Here is a 16,480-nt window from a genome sequence, read left to right on the forward strand (position 1 = left end):
GAAGATCAACTACAAGGGCGTGACCGGCAATATCGTCTTCGACAACCGCGGCGATATCAAGAACGGCACCCTCACGCTCTACACCTACAAGGGTGGCAAGCGCGAACAGCTGGCTGTCGTGAAGTAAGCCAGTCGTAGCTCCTCATGCGGCCGGCATTGCGCCGGCCGCAATCTTTCATTCTTCATCAGCACATGCCTTGCGAAGGCTGGACGCGCTGCTGCCTTCCCCTCCTTTTGCATCCGGCATCAAATATTCCGCCATGCACCCCGCATCCCGTCGCAAGAGAATTGGCATCATCACCGGGTCAGGTCCCGAAGCCGGCATCGATATGTGGAGCAAGCTCCTGCAGGCCAGCCGCGAGCTGCAAGGCGCGGCTTTCCGCGGCGACCTCGATGCGCCGGCGGTAACCGTGCATTCCGAACCCGCGCTCGGCCTGTCGATGGAGCTGGACCGCAATGACGAGCCGGTCTGGAAATGCCTGCGCGAGACAGCCATCGCCATCGCAGCGCGCGTCGACTATTACGCGATCGCCTGCAATACCCTCAATGTCTACCAGCCGCGGCTCGATGCGCTCGGCTTGCCGGCCAAGTTCGTTTCCTTCGCCGATGTGGTGGTGGATTACCTCCGGCAGAACGGCATCGCCAGGGTGGCGCTGCTGGGCGCGCGTCCGGTGGTCGAATTCGGAGAATGGTCGCACTACCGCAAGCTCGCCGAGCATGTGGAGGTCGAACTTCCGCAGGGCAGGAGCGCGGAGCGGCTGCACCAGCTGATCTATGACGTAAAAACCCATGGCGGCGTGGCGCCGCAGCTGCGCCCGCAGTTCCATGCGCTGCTGTCCGAACTCCAGGCGCCCGCGGTGCTTCTTGCCTGCACCGAACTGCCGCTGATTCCGGTCGGCGGCTCCGACACGGCCGGCAAGCAGATCATCGATGTCACCGCTCTGGTAGCGCGCCGGCTGGCACAGCTGGCCAATGGGACCGATGATACCGACGGTATCGGCAATATCGGCGGCGCGGCCCGAGCATGACCCGCATCTTTCCTTTTCAGACATCATGAGCAGAAAACATATCGGCGTGATCTACACCGGCGGCACGATAGGCATGGCAATGACGCCGCAAGGATATGCGCCCATGCCGGACTTCGTTTCCGTCCTGTCGCGCCTGCTCGGCCAACATGGCGACATGCTGCCGCGCCATAGCCTGTATGCCTACGACGATCCGATCGACAGCACCAATGCCACGCCGCAGGACTGGCAAAGGCTGGGGCGCGACATTGCCGCGCGCTACGGCGACCATGACGGTTTCGTCGTGCTGCACGGCACCGACACCATGGCCTACACTGCATCGGCGCTGTCCTTCATGCTGCAGGGCTTGCGCAAGCCCGTCATCGTCACCGGTTCCCAGGTGCCGCTCGCCGCGCCGCGTTCGGATGCGGCGCAGAACCTGATCACCGCATTGCAGCTGGCTGCCAGCGATGCGATCAGCGAAGTGGCGATCTGCTTCCATGGCCGGCTGCTGCGCGGCAATCGCTCGACCAAGGTCAGCGCCTCGCGGATGGAAGCCTTCGACACGCCCTGCTATCCGCACCTGGCGGAAATCGGCATCGAGCCGCGCCTGAATGCATCCGCCTTGCTGGCGAGGCCGGCACGCGAAAATTTTCAGCTGCCGGATTATGACGATGCGCTGATACTGCCGCTGCGTTTCGTGCCCGGCATGCCGATGCGGGCAGTCGAGGCCTTGCTGGCGCTCAAGCCCCGGGCAGTCATCCTGGAGTGCTACGGTTCCGGCAATGCGCCGGACCGCGACCCGGCGCTGCTGCGGATGCTCGCGCACGCCAGTGCGGAGGGCACGGTGCTGGCGGCGCGCAGCCAGTGCCTGCACGGCGAGGTCCATATCGGCACCTATGCGGCCGGAGCCGGCATGACGGCGGCCGGCGTGGTCGGCGCCCGCGACATGAGCTTCGAAGCGGTGTTCACCAAGCTGCATCATCTTTTTGCGCTTGGCCTGACGCCGGAGGAAGTGCGGGGCGCTCTGGTGCGTGATGTTTGCGGCGAGGTGAGTTAGCGCGTTTGAAGCAACGACCATCTCCCGCAGGGCGGGCGGGCAGGGTTTACGCAAGGCTTCCCGGGCTTGGCAATCTCCCTCACCCCCGCCCCTCTCCCGCCTGCGGGAGAGGGGAGCGACTCTTCGCTGTTGAAGTGCCAGAATCGAGCCCGGCTTGAACTGATCCCGCCGTCCCGGCCTCGCCAATCCGGCGTATCTGCATCACGCCGGCATCCATGCAACAATGCCGGCTTGCCCAACTGCGCCCGGCCTGCGTCATGTCATTCTTCAAGGATTTCTCCCTCTCCGCGCTCGCCGCGGGCTTTGTCACCGTGCTGGTCGGCTTCACCAGTTCCGCCGTCATCGTGTTCCAGGGCGCCAGCGCGCTCGGCGCCGGGCCGGCGGAAATCGCTTCCTGGATGTGGGCGCTGGGGCTGGGCATGGGCCTGACCTGCATCCTGCTGTCGCTGCGCTACCGGATGCCGGTGGTGATCGCCTGGTCGACGCCCGGCGCGGCCATGCTGATCACCGGCGCGGCCGGCGTTCCGCTCGACCAGGCGACCGGCGCCTTCCTGCTCTCGGCCGCGATGATTACCCTGTGCGGCTTTTCCGGCTTCTTCGAACGCATGATCAGCCGCATTCCGGTATCGATCGCCTCCGGCATGCTGGCCGGCGTGCTGCTGCGTTTCGGCATGGATACCTTCATCGCGATGAAGACGCAGTTCGGAATGGCGTTCGCCATGTTCATGGTCTATCTGATCGGCCGCAGGCTGTTTCCGCGCTACGCGGTCATTGCGACCCTTGCGGTCGGCATTGCGATCGCCGCGGCCGGCGGCCTCTTGCATCTGGAAGGCATACGCTTCGAACTGGCGCAGCCGAAATGGATCACGCCCAGCTTTTCCGTCGCTGCCGTCGTCGGCGTGGCGCTGCCGCTGTTCGTCGTCACCATGGCGTCGCAGAACGTGCCGGGCGTGGCCGTGATCCGCGCGTCGGGATATGCGGTGCCGATCTCGCCGGTGGTGGGCTGGACCGGCGTGGCCAACCTGCTGCTCGCGCCGTTCGGCGGCTTCGCGCTGAACCTGGCCGCGATCACCGCCGCCATCTGCATGGGGCGCGAAGCGCATGAAGATCCGAAGCGCCGCTATGTCGCGGCGGTGGCGGCCGGCGTCTTCTATCTGCTGGTCGGCATTTTCGGGGCCACGGTCGGCGCCGTGTTCGCCGCCTTTCCGAAGGAGCTGGTGCTGGCGATTGCGGGCCTCGCCCTGTTCGGCACCATCGGCAACGGCCTGGCGTCGGCGCTGGCCAACGAGCAGGAGCGGGAGCCGGCGCTGGTTACTTTCCTGGTGACGGCTTCCGGCGTGACGCTCGCGGGTGTCGGTTCGGCATTCTGGGGCCTGGTCGCCGGCGTCATTGCGCTGCTGGTGCTGCGCGCCCGCAAGCCATGATCAGAGCCGCACATCAGAGCTGCACGACGCGGCTTTCCATCACCGCCGCACGTCCGCCCGCCATCAGGCCGCTGATGCGGCCATCCGCCTTGTTCAAACGCACCGTGATCACGCTGGGCGAGGCTTGCTGCATCAGATAGCCCTGCTCGATCAGCAGGATGTCGGCATCGATCTGCAGCCTGTCGTGCAGGAAGCAGGCGAGCGGACCCGCCGCCATGCCGGTTGCCGCTTCCTCGGCGATGCCATATCGGGGCGCGAACATGCGCGTGCCGGCATGGCGCCCCGCCTGTTTCGTTTCGGTGGAAAACAGGTAATAGCCGATCAGATCGAGCTCCTCGCTGACTGCCTCAATCTCGTCCATCTGCGGCCGTGCCCTCAGCAGGGCCGCTTCATTCTTCAGCGGCACGATCAGAAAGGCATTGCCCGTATGGACCACCGCCGGCAGCAGGCCGTCGATCAGGTCGTCCCGGCTCAGCTGCAGCGAGGCCAGTATCCGGTCGGTATCGATGCCGGGCGTGGCGTTGCCGAGTTCGGTGTAGCGCGGCGCAAGCTGCGCCATGAAAGCCATGCCTTCCTGCAGGCGGATGGCGCGCGTGCCGTCGATGGTTTCCTTCGAGCTTTCGGCATGCCTGACGCGGCCCAGCTGCTGCAGGTAGCCGAAAGCGGCAATGGTCGCATGGCCGCAATGGGCGATCTGGCGCGACGGCGTAAAGAACTCCAGCCTGAAGTCCGCCAGTGGCGAAGGCGACACGAATGCCGTCTCGGAAAGGCCTACGCCGGCGGCGATGGCCTGCTTCTGCTCGCGGCTCAGGCGTTCGGCATCGAGCACCACGCCGGCCGGATTGCCGCCGCGCTCGCCGTCGACGAAGGCGTTGACGATCTGCACCTGGACATCCATCAGACGCTGCCTTCCTTTTCGATCACCAGGATGCGCGCCGCGCCGCGCGGATGGGCGACATGCTCGCAGCCGATGCCGGCAAAGAAGACATCGCCGGTCTGCAGCACGGCTGCCTTCTCGATGCCCTGTTCCCGGTAGTGCATCTCGACCACGCCGTCGAGCACCGCGAACACTTCCTCGCCGTCGTTGACATGCCATTGGTAAGGCCTGTCGGTCCAGTGCAGGCGCGTGGTGACGCCGCCCATGTTGGCGATGTCGAGGGCGCCCCAGGCGCGTTCGGCGGTGAACTCCTTGCTGCGGATGACTTTCATGCTGTTGTCCCTGAGATGACGGTGGATGGTTCTGCTTGTTCTGCTTGCCTGGATTGCTCTACCGGCTGCACTGCGCCGGGCGGGTGGATGATCTTGGCAAAGGAGAAGGCAAATTCGGTGTCGCCATACCGGCGCAGGTAGGCCAGGCGTTCCTTCGCCTCGGCGACGGTCGGCACATGCCCGGGCGCGATCCACCACAGCGCGGTATGGGATTCGCGCATCCGTTCAAACCACTGCCTGCGCGATTTCATCACCTCGGCATGCGCGCTGCGGTAGACGAACTGCCTGAGATGCTCGACCGATTCCCATACCGACAGATTGACCAGGATGAGTGCATCGTCGTAGGCGCTGATCGCGGTTGCATTGCCGTCGTCGGTCTTGAGCCGCCAGACGAATCCCGGGCTGCTTTCGGCAAGAGCGTTGATGCCATCGAGGCGCGCCGCGAAGCCTGCCATGACCGGATCATTCATCGGCGCCAGTGCTCGGGCGATGTTGACCTGTGCGAGTTGACATTTCATGTGTTCTCCCTGCGCCGTCGAGTGGTGTTCAGGTAATGTCGAGCACCACATTGCCCGTCACCTTGACGCCTTCCACCTTGTGCGGAATGATGCGTTCGAAGGGCAGGGTGCGGGTGCGCAGGCCGGCCCGGGTCTTCACGCCGGATGGATTCACGCCCGGGAACTGCAGCCGGACCCGCACCTGTCCCGGGCCCGGTTCCGGTTCCGGCGTGGAAATGTCTTCGATCGTCAGGACTTCCCTGGCCGGACCGGTCCGGCGGTATACCGCAGCACGCATGCGCTTCTCCTCGGGCAGAAAGTTCAGCAGACGCCGTTGCAGCTGCGATGGCGCTTGAGGCTGGCATTGACCGTGGCATGGCCGAACAGGCGCTGCGCCAGTCCGGCCAGCCAGGTGCCAACGGTGGCGACGGCCTGGCGGGCGCCGGCACGGCGGGTATCGATGCTGCTCGCGCTGTCTGCTTCGATGACGATCAGTTTGCCAGGAATCGCGGTAAAGCTGTCGCCGGCGCTCAGCCAGTAATCATGCTTGATGCCTTCCACCGTCAGCCAGACATTGCCGCGGGTCACGCGCAGGGTCTGCGCACGCGGCGCGATGCCGGAAACGGTCTGGCCGGGTTCGATCGATAGGTGCTGGTTTGTGAATAGTCCTCTCATGACAGTACACTCCTGAAAAACGTGGAAAGGCGCCCTGCAGACTTGCATTGACAGGCAATCCCCGACCGCGTGAAGTCATTCTAGTGCTTGCTCCTGCCATGTCTAAACGATATATTTTGGCTTTCTTTGTTAAATAAATTCACAAAGATGGCGGATCTGAGACGACTTCCCAACCTTGCGGCGCTGCGCGCTTTCGAAGCTGCGGCGCGTCACCAGAACTTCTCGCGCGCCGCCGAAGAGATCCATGTCACGCATGGCGCCATCAGCCATCAGATTCGTGCGCTTGAGGAGGAACTGGGCGTCGCGCTGTTCCTGCGCCATGGCAAGCGCATCGCGATCACGCCGGAAGGCGAGCGCTTTGCCGGCATCCTGCGCAGGGCGCTCGGCGATATCGCGGCGGCGGCCGCCGAATTGCGGGTGGAGGGCAAGCAGAAGCGCCTGACCGTCACCGCCCTGCCATCCTTCGCGGCACGCTGGCTGTCACCCCGCCTGGGGCGTTTCATCGAGCGGTATCCTGAACTGGAAGTCATGCTGCAGTCGAGCAGTCACCTGACCGACTTCGTACGGGAATCGGTCGATATCGGCATTCGTTTCGGCAGCGGCAATTATCCCGGCCTGGTGGTGGAAAAACTGCTGGACGACTACTACTATCCGATCGTCAGCCCGCGCTTCAACGGCGGCAAGCTGCCGAAAACGCCCAGGGAAATGGTGAAGCATCCGCTGCTGCGCTGCGAGGGCGAGCCATGGACGCCGTGGTTCCGCGCCGCCGGGCTCGACTTGCTGGAGCCGACCGGCGGACTGGTGTTCGAAGATTCCTCGATGCTGGTGCGGGCCGCCGCCGAAGGCCATGGCATCGCGCTGGCGCGCCATGCGGTGGCGATGACCGACATCGCCTCCGGCGATGTGGTGCGGCTGTTCGATGTGGCGGCGAAATGCACGCTGTCGTATTACCTCGTCTGCCCCGAGGAAGCGCTGCGCAAGCCGCAGGTGCAGGCCTTCCGCCAGTGGCTGCTGGAAGAAGTGGCCAAGGCGGAGCGATGAGCGCCGATGAGCGCTGCGGCCGCCGATGAGCGCCGATGAGCGCCGCTGTTAGAGCACGACCTTGACCATCGGGTGCGAGGACAGTTCGCGGTACAGGTTGTCGAGCTGTTCCCGGCTGGTTGCGCGCACCGTCACGGTCAGCGCGAGATAAGTGCCCTTGGACGAGGGACGCATTTCCATCTTCCCCGCGTGAAAGGTCGGGTCATGGCGCACCACGACATCGACCATGGTCTGCGCGAAGGCATCCTGCATGATGCCCATGATCTTGATGGGGAAGTCGCTGGGATATTCGATGAGGCTTTCTGTGGGCTGCGTAGGCTGCTTAGGCTGTGTAGGCTGGGACATGATGGGTTTCCGGCTGCGGCGGCTTTCCGGGATGAAAGCAGCGGGTGGCGCGACCTTGGAGAGGTCGGCAAAGCCGGTATTTTACGCCGATGCCTCGTAACTGATCAGCGTCACGTCGGCTCCCGCATCGCGCAGCGGAATCAGCGCCTGGTATTCGGGCGACGCATGCCATCCGAGTACCGCCGCCCTGTCGGGAAAGCGCGCAACCACGGTATCGGTCTGCGGATGCTCGCCGCTGAATACCTCGATCTTCTTTCCGCGGAATACCAGCTCCCCGCCCCAGGCGGCAATCGTGGCGCCAACCTGCGCGCGGTAGGCATCCCACTGTTCCGGGGTCTTGATGGTGATGTGGCCGATGATGTAGGCAGGCATGAGAAGGAAAAAGTTACTTTATTATGAGATCGATGGATAGGCAATTTACCATTACGGCAGTCAGACTGTTTCGCGCATTGCAGTGATGAATTGATGCAGGATACATAAACTTGCATTTGCAAAATTGACAATATTGCCCTGCCTTGTCAGCATCAATTTTCTTTTTGGTCCGACAAGGAAATTCATCCATGCGAAATATTGAGCCTAAAGATTCAAGAGGTTATTTCATGCTTCCTCAATCGTTGGGAGAGGCGGGTTATTACACCTATGGTACGCCGGTACGAGGTCAAGGGCAGTATGCCCATCCAAAGATTCTCAGCCTGATTTTTCAGGTTGCGCATCGGTGGGCTTCCATGGATAGCCGCAGCTTTGGAGTGGGAAATATCAGCTTGCCCGGAGGCGTCGCGTTTCCCCCTCATAAAACGCATCAGAGTGGACTAGAGGTCGATATTCGACCGCTAAGGCGCGATGGAAAGCCGCTACCAGTCGATTGGCGTGATCGGCAATATGATCGAGCCGCAACCGGCAAACTGATAGAACTGTTTCTGGCCTCAGGAGTGGTCAAGGGCGTTCTTTTCAATGACCTTGTGATACCGCGTGTGAAGCCTCGGATCTCACACGACAACCATTTTCATCTCGATGTAACGCTTTAAGGTCAGTCATGCAGAAATTCGTTTTTTTCTTCCTGCTGTTATGCGTTCAGATGCCGCTGGCAAGCGCGCAATTATCCAGCGATAGGTGGAATTTCACTTACCATCCGTTCAAAGGCCAGTATGAAGTCTACGGGGGCGTATTGGGCGACATGCAGGCTCCTGTCGAAGGAAACAAGAAAATCGCCTTCAAGATTGACGCCGCCGCGGCACGCCACATGTTCGAAGCCATGGGCCCCGATACCAAAGACGCCTGTAGTGGCGAAGCCGGAGAACGCACCCGCATCAAGGATCGGCTGATCTGCACCCGAAGCAGGCGGGGCGCCTACAACTGCTACTTCGGGTTTGACCTTGCCACAGGAAAGAGCATCGGCGGCCAGATTTGCTGATGCCGGGTTGCTGCGTACGATACCAAAGAAAAAGGGCGGGTGACCACACCCGCCCCTTGCAGCGAAACTGTCGAACAGCCTGATACTTACTTCATCATCAACCGCATGGAATCCCAGGCGCGGCCGAAGATGCCGGCTTCATTCACCTGTTCCAGCGCGGTCACCGGCAATTCGGTCAGCGGCTTGCCGTCGACCATCATCTTCAGCGTCCCGACCCTGCTGTTCTGCGCCACCGGCGCGACCAGCGGGTCCTTGCGCTCGAGCACCGGCTTCATCTTGTCGGCCACGCCCTTGGGCACGGTCACGTAGACATCATGGTTGAAGCCGATCTTGACCTGGTTCTGGGTGCCTTTCCAGACTGCCGGCGTTGCCACCGGCTGGCCCTTGGCATACAGCTTCACGGTATCGAAGTTCTGGAAGCCCCAGTTCAGCAGCTTCAGGCTTTCCTGGGCGCGCACCTGGTCGGACACGGTGCCGAGGATGACCGAGATCAGGCGGCGTTCGCCGTTGCCGTTCGGGCGCTTGGCGGTGGAGATCAGGCAATAGCCGGCGCCGGCGGTATGGCCGGTCTTCATGCCGTCGACGGTAGGATCGAGCCACAGCAGGCGGTTGCGGTTGGGCTGCTTGATCTTGTTATAGGTGTATTCCCTGGTCGAATAAATCTTGTAATGATCCGGATGGTCGGCGATCATGCGCGCCGCCAGAATCGACAGATCCTGCGCGGTCGAGTAGTTGTCCGCGCTGGGCAGGCCGTGCGCATTGGCGAAGCGGGTGTTCTTCAGGCCCATGCGTTCGGCTTCGCGGTTCATCAGCGTCACGAAGGCGTCTTCGGTGCCGGCGACCGCTTCAGCTAGCGCGACGGCGGCGTCATTGCCGGACTGGACGATCAGGCCGTACAGCAGATCATTGACCTTCACCGGCTTGGCCGGATCGATGAACATCTTGGAGCTGCCGGCATCGACCTTCCAGGCGCGCACCGACACGTTGATCATTTGCTCCGGGTCGAGGCGCTTTTCCTTGATGGCCGAGAAAGCCAGGTAGGCGGTCATGATCTTGGTGAGCGATGCCGGCTCGATGCGGGTGGCCGCTTCCTGCGAAGCCAGTACCTGGCCGCTGGTGGCGTCGAGCAGGAGCCATGACTTGGCGGCGATGGTGGGTGCGGGAAGTGACTGCGCGAAGGCCGCAGACAAGGACAATACGGTGGCAGCGAGGGCCGCAAGGATTTTTTTCATTGTTGGCAGAAAAGGAATGCCCGCCGGCGAAGCGGCGGATGACAACAGGAAGCGAGATGCAAATTATAGCCCTGCGGAATGCGCGAATCGCAAACCCGGCCGATGCGGCGGGGCACCTGCGCGTTTCCGCCGGATAGTTACCGATGCCACATTTCGACCACGAAATTCTTTATGTGCTGCAATTTGCGGTGGAAAAAGTGATCGGCGCCGGGAATGACGATCACCGGTAAATCCTGCGGACGCGCCCAGTCAAGCACATCGGCCAGGGGAATGGTGTCGTCATGCTCGCCGTGGATGAGAATGGTGTTGGCGGGGACTTCCGGCATCGTCCACTTGCCGGCGGCGCTGCCGACCAGCACCAGGCGCTCGGCGGGCATGCCGCTGGCGATCAGGCGCTGCTGCAGCTGCGATTGCACGAAAGTGCCGAAGGAGAAACCTCCAAGCGCGACCGGCAGGCCGGGATACTGCTGCTTCATGTGTTCCAGCAGCAGGGCCATGTCGTCGGTTTCGCCGCGGCCCGCATCATGCACGCCTTCCGACTTGCCCACGCCGCGGAAATTCATGCGCACGGTCGCATAGCCGATGGCGACGAAGGCGCGGGCCAGCGTCTGCGCCACCTTGTTGTCCATGGTGCCGCCATAGAGCGGGTGCGGATGCGCAACAAGGGCGAGGCCGCGGGGCGCGGTTTCGGGCAGGTCCAGCGCGCATTCGAGCGAACCGGCGGCGCCCGTGATGGAGAAGCGTTGAGTTTGAGCGTTCATTGTTCTGGGATGCGTCCCGCCGCTGCGGGACGGGGAATTAAGGATAGATGACGGTGAAGCGAAGCTGTTGCCGCAACGTATCGCGCGATGTTGCCGGCGATCCTGTGTTCCTCAGATCTTGAGCCGATCCACGACCTTGCCGCCGACCAGATGGGTATCGATGATTTCATCGATGTCTTCCGTGTCCACATAGGTGTACCAGGTGCCTTCCGGATAGACCACCAGTACCGGGCCTTCCTCGCAGCGGTCCAGGCAGCCCGCCTTGTTGATCCGCACCTTGCCCTGGCCGCTCAGGCCGAGCTGCTTGATGCGCTTCTTCGCATGCTCCTGCGCATTCTGCGCGCAGCGGTCGGCGCAGCAGGGACGGCCTTCGTCGCGCTGGTTCAGGCAAAAGAACACATGGTGCTGGTAATAGGGCTTGTCGGACATGACTACTCTCGTCGATACAGGATGAAGCGGCAATCATACACCGCGCGGCTTGAGCCCGTTATCGGGCAAGGCTTCGCGCGCCTTGCGGCAGGTCAGGGTGGAAACGCTCTATCTCTTCAGGCGATGCATGGGATGCAGCAGGAACCACAGCGCAAACAAAGGCCAGACCACCGACAGGAAATGCGCGGCGCCGTTGAAGTTGAGGAAACGGCCCTGGACCCAGGTCTGCAGCGTGGCGATGAAATACGGGTTGGCCGGCACCATGTTGATGGCCACCAGGCTCACCATCAGGCTGAAGATGGCGAGCCGGCGCTGCGCGGCCGGCGGCGCGAAGGCGAGGCCGCCGACCATCATCGCGCCGATCAGGAGGCCGCCTTCCGCGCCCGGCGTCAGCCAGGCCAGCGTATTGGCCGGCGTAAACAGCAGCGCATTGGCCAGCAGCTTCACCGCTGCGGCGCCGACCGCCAGCAGCACCAGCAGCACCGCTCGCGGGGCCTGCTTGCGCAGCATGCAGGAGAGCATCAGCAGCGCGGTCGTCATGCCGCAGGCGGTGATGAGGGTTTCGGCCAGCCAGAACTGCTGCACGGTCAGGTGAATATGGCTGCTGGCGAGGGCCAGCAGGTCGATCGGTCTTTCCATCCAGGCGGAAAGCCAGTCCGACAGGATGGGCAGAAACTGTCCATGACCGAACAGATAACCCTGCGGATAGATCTGCGCCAGCGGCCACAGGCCGATGACGATCAGCCCGCGGCCCGCTTCCGGAATCAGCCAGGCGCGGCGGATTCTCCGCAGCAGCCGGCTGTGTTCAAGAAAGAAGGGGCTGAGCAGCACGCCCGCCACCGCGCCCAGCCCGCTGCCGGTGATATTGGTCAGAAAATCCAGGTTGGAAGACACGCGGTTGGGCAGCAGGGTCTGGGTCGCCTCCATGGCGCCGGACAGGAGCATGCCGCAGAAAATGGCGACGATCGCGGCCGCGGCGCCCTTGAGGTGCGGATGCAGGGAGAATACGACCAGCGCGCCGAAGGGCACGTAGCCGACGATATTGGTGATCACGTCGAAACCCGTCCAGTAATGCGGCATCGGCATGAACAGGAAGCCAAACAGCGGCAGCCCCTTGCTCTGCCAGCTGGACAGCGGATACAGGCTGGCGTAGGCGATCAGGAAGGTGTACATCAGCAGGCCGGCGCGGGCGAAGGTCGATGCGCTGGCGGACAATGAAGCGGAGGCGGCGTCCGCCGCCTGGTGTTCCTCGTTTGGCAACATGGCAATCCGGTGTCGGTGTCATGCATTCGGAGCAATGCATGGTCTCGTATTTTGGCCAGAGGCAACCGGCCCGGCAAGCAGATTATTTGAGATCGAGGGAGGCGAGCCACGCGATCATGGCGCCCAGCGCGGCATCGCCCGCGTCGGCCAGGGCGCGCACGCCGCCGGCCGCATCCGCCGAGGGCGCCGGCGCCTGCCGCACGAAGCTGCGCTGTGCAACCAGCGTGCGCTCCCTGAAGACCGATGCGCGCAGGCTGACCTGGCCAACGCTTTGGGCGGGGCTGGAAAAGATTTGCGTGAAATCGTCGGCCTCGATGCGCAGCACCGGCACATTGGGCGCGGCCGCTGCCGGCGAAAGCACCGCGCCGCCGGCCTGGGCGATGCGCGACTTCAGGTGCTGCTGCAACAGCTGCCCGGGCGGCATGCTCCAGCGCGCCTGCGCATAGGGGCGCGGCTGCTGTTCATTGGCGTAGCTGAGGCGGTAGAAAATCAGCGAGCTGTCGAGCCAGGCGGGCACCTGGATGTCGGCGATGCTGAGCGCGGGCAGCGCAGGCAGGCGTTGTGATGTCGGCGATGCCTGCGGCGGCGCGGCGGCTTGCGTGCGCAGCGGCCCGAGGTCGTAGAGCATCGCGGCGTCCGGGCGGCTGACGACCGAGCAGGCCGAGAGCAGGGACAGGGCGGCGATGCCGGCGCCGATCAGAACGCGCCTGCCGAGAGCGTGGTGTGTTTTCATGGTTGCCATTGTTTTCCCTTACTCCCTATTGAGCCTGCCCGGATACCTGCGGTGCGGCGAATCCGCTTTCTCCCGGTCCGGGCGCAATCACCGAGGATCCGAACAGCACGCTCTGCGGGCGCTCGTTCAGGTTGTCCAGCGTGCGGTTGAGCGTGCGCAGGGAAGCGCGGGCATCGTTGATCAGCGGGAGTGTTTCGAACTCGATCTTGCCGGCCACCGCGCCGAGCTGTTCCATGCTGCTGGAAAAACGCGTGATCGGGCCGTCGGGCGCCTGCAGTCCGGCGACCATGCCGTTGAGGCTGCGGGTCAGCTCGCTGGCATTGGCCGACAGCCTGTTGACGGTGCCGAGTGTCTGCTGCGCCTGCGCCGTCACGCCGGGCAGGCGGTCCAGCGTCGGCTGCAGCTTGGCCGGAATCGCTTCCAGCGCGACAGCGGCCTTGCTCACATTGTTGACGGCGCCGATGATGGCTTCCTGGTTCTCCGGCGTGAGAATGCCGTTGATGCGCTTGGCCACTTCCTCGGTTTGCTGCAGGATGGCCAGGCCGCGCGTCTGCAGCTGGTCGAACAGGCTGGGCCGCATCTCGATGCGCGCAATCTTTTCAGGGCCGCTGGGCAGGCGCACCGGGCGGCTGCCGTCGTCGTCGAGCTGAACATAGGCAATGCCGGTCACGCCCTGGTAGCCGAGCGTGGCGAAGGTCGATTCGGTGATCGGCGCATCCGGCTGTACGCTGATGTTGACCAGGATCTGTCCGATCACCTGCGGGTCGAATGCAATCCCGTCCACCTTGCCGATGTCGAGCCCGCGATAGCGCACCGCCGCCTGCGGATTGAGGCCGGGGATCGACAGCTTGGTGGCGATCTGGTACGGCACCCACTGCACGCGGTCCTGATTGAACCAGATGCCGCCCAGGATGGCGGCTGCGAGCAGCGCCAGCGTGAAGAGGCCCGCCATCAATGCATGCGACTTGTTTTCCATAAACGATTCCTAATGCTTCATTGCTTGTCACGCAGGACTTCCAGCGCGCGCTGGCCGCGCTCGCCGAGGAAGAACTGCTTGATGAAAGGATGCGGCAGGGAGATCACTTCCTCGGGCGTGCCCATCGCGATCACCCGTTTTTCCGCCAGTACCGCGATCTTGCTCGACAGCGCGAACAGCGTGTCGAGATCATGGGTGACCATCACCACCGTCAGCCGCATCTGCTGATGCAGGCCGCGAATCAGCGACACGAAGCTTTCCGACAGATCCGGATCAAGTCCGGCGGTCGGCTCGTCGAGGAACAGCAGTTCCGGTTCCAGCGCCAGCGCCCTCGCCAGCGCGACCCGCTTGACCATGCCGCCGGACAGGTCGGCCGGCATCTTCAGCGCATCCTTCGGCGTCAGGCCGACCATCGCCAGTTTCAGCAGGGCGGCGTCGCGGATCAGGTCTTCCGGCAGGCCGCGCAGTTCGCGCATCGGCTGGGCCACGTTGTCGAGCGCGGTCAGTGCCGAGAACAGGGCGCCATGCTGGAACAGCATGCCCCAGTGGTTGCGCAATTGCTGGCGCCGCACGCTGCCGCAGCCGTTGATGTCCTCGCCGAGCACCCGCACGCAGCCGCGCGCCGGATGTTCGAGCCCCAGCATCTGCCGCAGCAGCGTGGTCTTGCCCGAGCCGGAACCGCCGACCAGCGACACGATTTCACCCGGCTGCACTTCCAGGTCCAGGTCCTGGTGCACGACGACCTGGCCGAACTTCGTCCACAGGCCCTGGATCTGGATGATCGGCGCCGTCATCAGTAGAACCCCACGCCCTTGAACAGGATGGCGAACACCGCATCGGCAAGAATCACCACCGTGATCGATGTCACCACCGACAGCGTGGTTCCCTGGCCGAGGCTTTCGGTATTGGGCTTGATGCGCAGGCCGAAGTGGCAGGCCACCAGGGCGATCAGCGCGCCGAACACGACGCCCTTGCCGATGCCGATCCAGTAATTGGCCAGCGGCACCGCATCCGGCAGAGCCTGCAGGAAATAGCTGACGGACAGGCCGAGTTCCACCTTGGCCGCCACCATGCCGCCGGCGAGCGCCACCGCGTCGGTCCAGACCACCAGCAGCGGCATCGAGATCGACAGCGCCAGTACCTTCGGCATGATCAGGCGAAAGCCGTGCGACATGCCCATCACCAGCATCGCATCGAGCTCCTCGGTCACGCGCATCACGCCCAGCTGCGCGGTGATCGCCGAGCCCGAGCGGCCGGCGACGAGGATGGCCGCCAGCAGCGGGCCGAGCTCGCGGATCACGCTCATGCCGAGGATGTTGACCAGGTAGATGTCGCCGCCGAAGGTATGCAGCTGCTGCGCCGACAGGAAGGACAGCACCACGCCGATCAGGAATCCGACCAGCGCGGTGATGCCGAGCGCCTGATAGCCAATGTGATAAATGTTCGACGAGATTTCCTTCCACGGGCCGCGCAGCGGCCGGCGCGCGAAGCGGCCGAAGTCGAGCATCAGCTGGCCGATCAGCACCACGAAGGAATACAGGTGCCCGGCGAAGTTGCGCTGAACGCGCAGCAGGGTTGCCGGCGAAAACCAGTGCGGCTTGGACCTGGGAGGCAGGCTCAGCATGCCGGCCTGTTCGATGCGGGCAAACGTGTCTTCATGCTGGGGCGACAGGATGAGATGCCGCGGGCGCCGCTTGCCCCACGCATTCCACAGAATCTGCGCGCCGAAATGGTCGAGCGCTTCGATGCCCGACAGGTCCCACTCCATGTCCGCATCCCTGGCCGCCGTGCGGAGCTGCCTGCTCAGCCCCGCAAGCGCATTGTCTGCCGCCAGCGCATGCACCTGCCACTGGCCGATGGCGGCCAGGCGCGAAGGGCGTTCGCCGATGACATTGAGTGCTGGGGCTTGCTGATTGGACATCCGCGTAGTGTAAGGGAGAAATCGAAAGGGGGTCCAAATTCGAATCGGGCAGCCATGCCATTGGGCGACAGGAATATTGTTTGTAAAGTTTTTAATCCGGTGTATTTATGCTGTATGTCGATTATTGCTTGATCGAGCGTTGTCGTCCTACTTTACGCGTTTCGTTAAACAATCAAGTCCATAGAATTTCTATTGGCGTTGAAATAAGGCGCGTGCAGAAAAACGAGAGCAGTACACTAATCGAAGATCTTTGCAAAGTCATTTAAAGACCCAGAAAGCTATTGGTGAAAAGGCTGCAATAACAGCAACGATAAGGTTAGCTAAATTAAACAAGAATGTGCCGGTGTCGAGATCACAGCCGCGTAGATTTTTAGAGCGTGCTCAGTATCTTTTTAGCAGGAGAGCGAGGAACGCGAGGACAATAAACTGTTCGCTGGTATGCAGCTTTCGCTCACAGTTCTTCCATAGCCTTCTGCACTTTTCAAGCCACGCAAAGGAC

21 protein-coding genes and 2 pseudogenes are annotated in these 16,480 nt (G+C 63.0%); 7 read left to right on the forward strand and 16 right to left on the reverse strand.

The features are described from left to right. From FH061_RS29405 to FH061_RS29420, 4 genes and pseudogenes are all read left to right on the forward strand, one after another. Positions 1 to 127 (forward strand): annotated as a pseudogene (locus FH061_RS29405) (branched-chain amino acid ABC transporter substrate-binding protein); the annotation flags it as partial. Between the two features lie 133 nt (positions 128 to 260). Beyond that, the gene (locus tag FH061_RS29410; RefSeq protein ID WP_151639388.1) at positions 261 to 1,028 is read left to right on the forward strand and encodes an aspartate/glutamate racemase family protein; all 768 of its coding nucleotides are present in this window, start codon (positions 261 to 263) and stop codon (positions 1,026 to 1,028) included. A gap of 25 nt (positions 1,029 to 1,053) precedes the next feature. Then, complete coding sequence (locus tag FH061_RS29415; protein ID WP_151639389.1) at positions 1,054 to 2,064, forward strand: asparaginase; 1,011 nt, start codon at positions 1,054 to 1,056, stop codon at positions 2,062 to 2,064. A gap of 257 nt (positions 2,065 to 2,321) precedes the next feature. Next, positions 2,322 to 3,488, forward strand: a complete 1,167-nt coding sequence (locus FH061_RS29420) for a benzoate/H(+) symporter BenE family transporter (RefSeq protein WP_151639390.1) — start codon at positions 2,322 to 2,324, stop codon at positions 3,486 to 3,488. A 13-nt stretch (positions 3,489 to 3,501) separates the two neighbouring features. Here the strand turns inward: FH061_RS29420 and FH061_RS29425 are convergent, their stop codons facing one another. Genes FH061_RS29425 through FH061_RS29445 form a run of 5 tightly spaced genes read right to left on the reverse strand, consistent with a single transcriptional unit; the run spans position 3,502 to position 5,869 of the window. Continuing rightward, the gene (locus FH061_RS29425) at positions 3,502 to 4,386 is read right to left on the reverse strand and encodes a PhzF family phenazine biosynthesis protein (protein ID WP_151639391.1); all 885 of its coding nucleotides are present in this window, start codon (positions 4,384 to 4,386) and stop codon (positions 3,502 to 3,504) included. Then, the gene (locus tag FH061_RS29430; RefSeq protein WP_151639392.1) at positions 4,386 to 4,697 is read right to left on the reverse strand and encodes a cupin; all 312 of its coding nucleotides are present in this window, start codon (positions 4,695 to 4,697) and stop codon (positions 4,386 to 4,388) included. The genes FH061_RS29425 and FH061_RS29430 overlap by 1 nt, the downstream gene beginning before the upstream one ends. Next, the gene (locus tag FH061_RS29435; RefSeq protein ID WP_151639393.1) at positions 4,694 to 5,215 is read right to left on the reverse strand and encodes a DUF3291 domain-containing protein; all 522 of its coding nucleotides are present in this window, start codon (positions 5,213 to 5,215) and stop codon (positions 4,694 to 4,696) included. Before FH061_RS29435 ends, FH061_RS29430 begins: the two co-directional genes overlap by 4 nt. A 28-nt stretch (positions 5,216 to 5,243) precedes the next feature. Next, complete coding sequence (locus tag FH061_RS29440; RefSeq protein ID WP_151639394.1) at positions 5,244 to 5,492, reverse strand: hypothetical protein; 249 nt, start codon at positions 5,490 to 5,492, stop codon at positions 5,244 to 5,246. Between the two features lie 23 nt (positions 5,493 to 5,515). After that, positions 5,516 to 5,869 (reverse strand): DUF2917 domain-containing protein, encoded by a 354-nt coding sequence (locus FH061_RS29445; protein WP_151639395.1) that lies wholly within the window; start codon positions 5,867 to 5,869, stop codon positions 5,516 to 5,518. Between the two features lie 147 nt (positions 5,870 to 6,016). On the opposite strand from FH061_RS29445, the gene gcvA reads away from it, so the two are divergent. Beyond that, positions 6,017 to 6,910: a transcriptional regulator GcvA gene (gene gcvA / locus FH061_RS29450; RefSeq protein ID WP_151639396.1), complete on the forward strand. Its 894-nt coding sequence runs from the start codon at positions 6,017 to 6,019 to the stop codon at positions 6,908 to 6,910. Positions 6,911 to 6,958: 48 nt separating this feature from the next. Here the strand turns inward: gcvA and FH061_RS29455 are convergent, their stop codons facing one another. Then, positions 6,959 to 7,255 carry a DUF493 family protein gene (locus tag FH061_RS29455; RefSeq protein WP_151639397.1) on the reverse strand — a complete coding sequence of 99 codons (297 nt, stop codon included), beginning with the start codon at positions 7,253 to 7,255 and terminating at the stop codon, positions 6,959 to 6,961. A gap of 81 nt (positions 7,256 to 7,336) precedes the next feature. Continuing rightward, entirely contained in the window at positions 7,337 to 7,627 is a 291-nt protein-coding gene (locus tag FH061_RS29460; protein WP_151639398.1) for a DUF1330 domain-containing protein, read from the reverse strand. Positions 7,628 to 7,815: 188 nt separating this feature from the next. On the opposite strand from FH061_RS29460, the gene FH061_RS29465 reads away from it, so the two are divergent. After that, entirely contained in the window at positions 7,816 to 8,280 is a 465-nt protein-coding gene (locus tag FH061_RS29465; RefSeq protein WP_151639399.1) for a penicillin-insensitive murein endopeptidase, read from the forward strand. 8 nt (positions 8,281 to 8,288) lie between these two features. Beyond that, complete coding sequence (locus FH061_RS29470) at positions 8,289 to 8,666, forward strand: hypothetical protein (protein ID WP_151639400.1); 378 nt, start codon at positions 8,289 to 8,291, stop codon at positions 8,664 to 8,666. An 86-nt stretch (positions 8,667 to 8,752) separates the two neighbouring features. Here the strand turns inward: FH061_RS29470 and FH061_RS29475 are convergent, their stop codons facing one another. From FH061_RS29475 to FH061_RS29515, 9 genes and pseudogenes are all read right to left on the reverse strand, one after another. Further along, the gene (locus FH061_RS29475; RefSeq protein ID WP_151639401.1) at positions 8,753 to 9,898 is read right to left on the reverse strand and encodes a D-alanyl-D-alanine carboxypeptidase family protein; all 1,146 of its coding nucleotides are present in this window, start codon (positions 9,896 to 9,898) and stop codon (positions 8,753 to 8,755) included. A 137-nt stretch (positions 9,899 to 10,035) separates the two neighbouring features. After that, positions 10,036 to 10,659: an alpha/beta hydrolase gene (locus tag FH061_RS29480; RefSeq protein ID WP_151639402.1), complete on the reverse strand. Its 624-nt coding sequence runs from the start codon at positions 10,657 to 10,659 to the stop codon at positions 10,036 to 10,038. A 111-nt stretch (positions 10,660 to 10,770) separates the two neighbouring features. Further along, complete coding sequence (locus tag FH061_RS29485) at positions 10,771 to 11,088, reverse strand: (2Fe-2S) ferredoxin domain-containing protein (protein ID WP_151639403.1); 318 nt, start codon at positions 11,086 to 11,088, stop codon at positions 10,771 to 10,773. Between the two features lie 108 nt (positions 11,089 to 11,196). Next, entirely contained in the window at positions 11,197 to 12,351 is a 1,155-nt protein-coding gene (locus FH061_RS29490; protein WP_151639404.1) for a VanZ family protein, read from the reverse strand. 82 nt (positions 12,352 to 12,433) lie between these two features. Next, complete coding sequence (locus tag FH061_RS29495) at positions 12,434 to 13,084, reverse strand: ABC-type transport auxiliary lipoprotein family protein (protein ID WP_151639405.1); 651 nt, start codon at positions 13,082 to 13,084, stop codon at positions 12,434 to 12,436. Positions 13,085 to 13,109: 25 nt separating this feature from the next. After that, positions 13,110 to 14,060 carry an MlaD family protein gene (locus tag FH061_RS29500; protein ID WP_151639406.1) on the reverse strand — a complete coding sequence of 317 codons (951 nt, stop codon included), beginning with the start codon at positions 14,058 to 14,060 and terminating at the stop codon, positions 13,110 to 13,112. Between the two features lie 17 nt (positions 14,061 to 14,077). Next, complete coding sequence (locus FH061_RS29505) at positions 14,078 to 14,854, reverse strand: ABC transporter ATP-binding protein (RefSeq protein ID WP_151639407.1); 777 nt, start codon at positions 14,852 to 14,854, stop codon at positions 14,078 to 14,080. Continuing rightward, complete coding sequence (locus tag FH061_RS29510) at positions 14,854 to 15,981, reverse strand: MlaE family ABC transporter permease (RefSeq protein WP_151639408.1); 1,128 nt, start codon at positions 15,979 to 15,981, stop codon at positions 14,854 to 14,856. The genes FH061_RS29505 and FH061_RS29510 overlap by 1 nt, the downstream gene beginning before the upstream one ends. A 381-nt stretch (positions 15,982 to 16,362) precedes the next feature. Further along, positions 16,363 to 16,480, reverse strand: a pseudogene (locus FH061_RS29515) (IS5/IS1182 family transposase); the annotation flags it as partial.

It is taken from the genome of Noviherbaspirillum aerium, from assembly GCF_008929045.1.
Taxonomy (GTDB): Bacteria; Pseudomonadota; Gammaproteobacteria; order Burkholderiales; family Burkholderiaceae_D; genus Noviherbaspirillum; species Noviherbaspirillum aerium.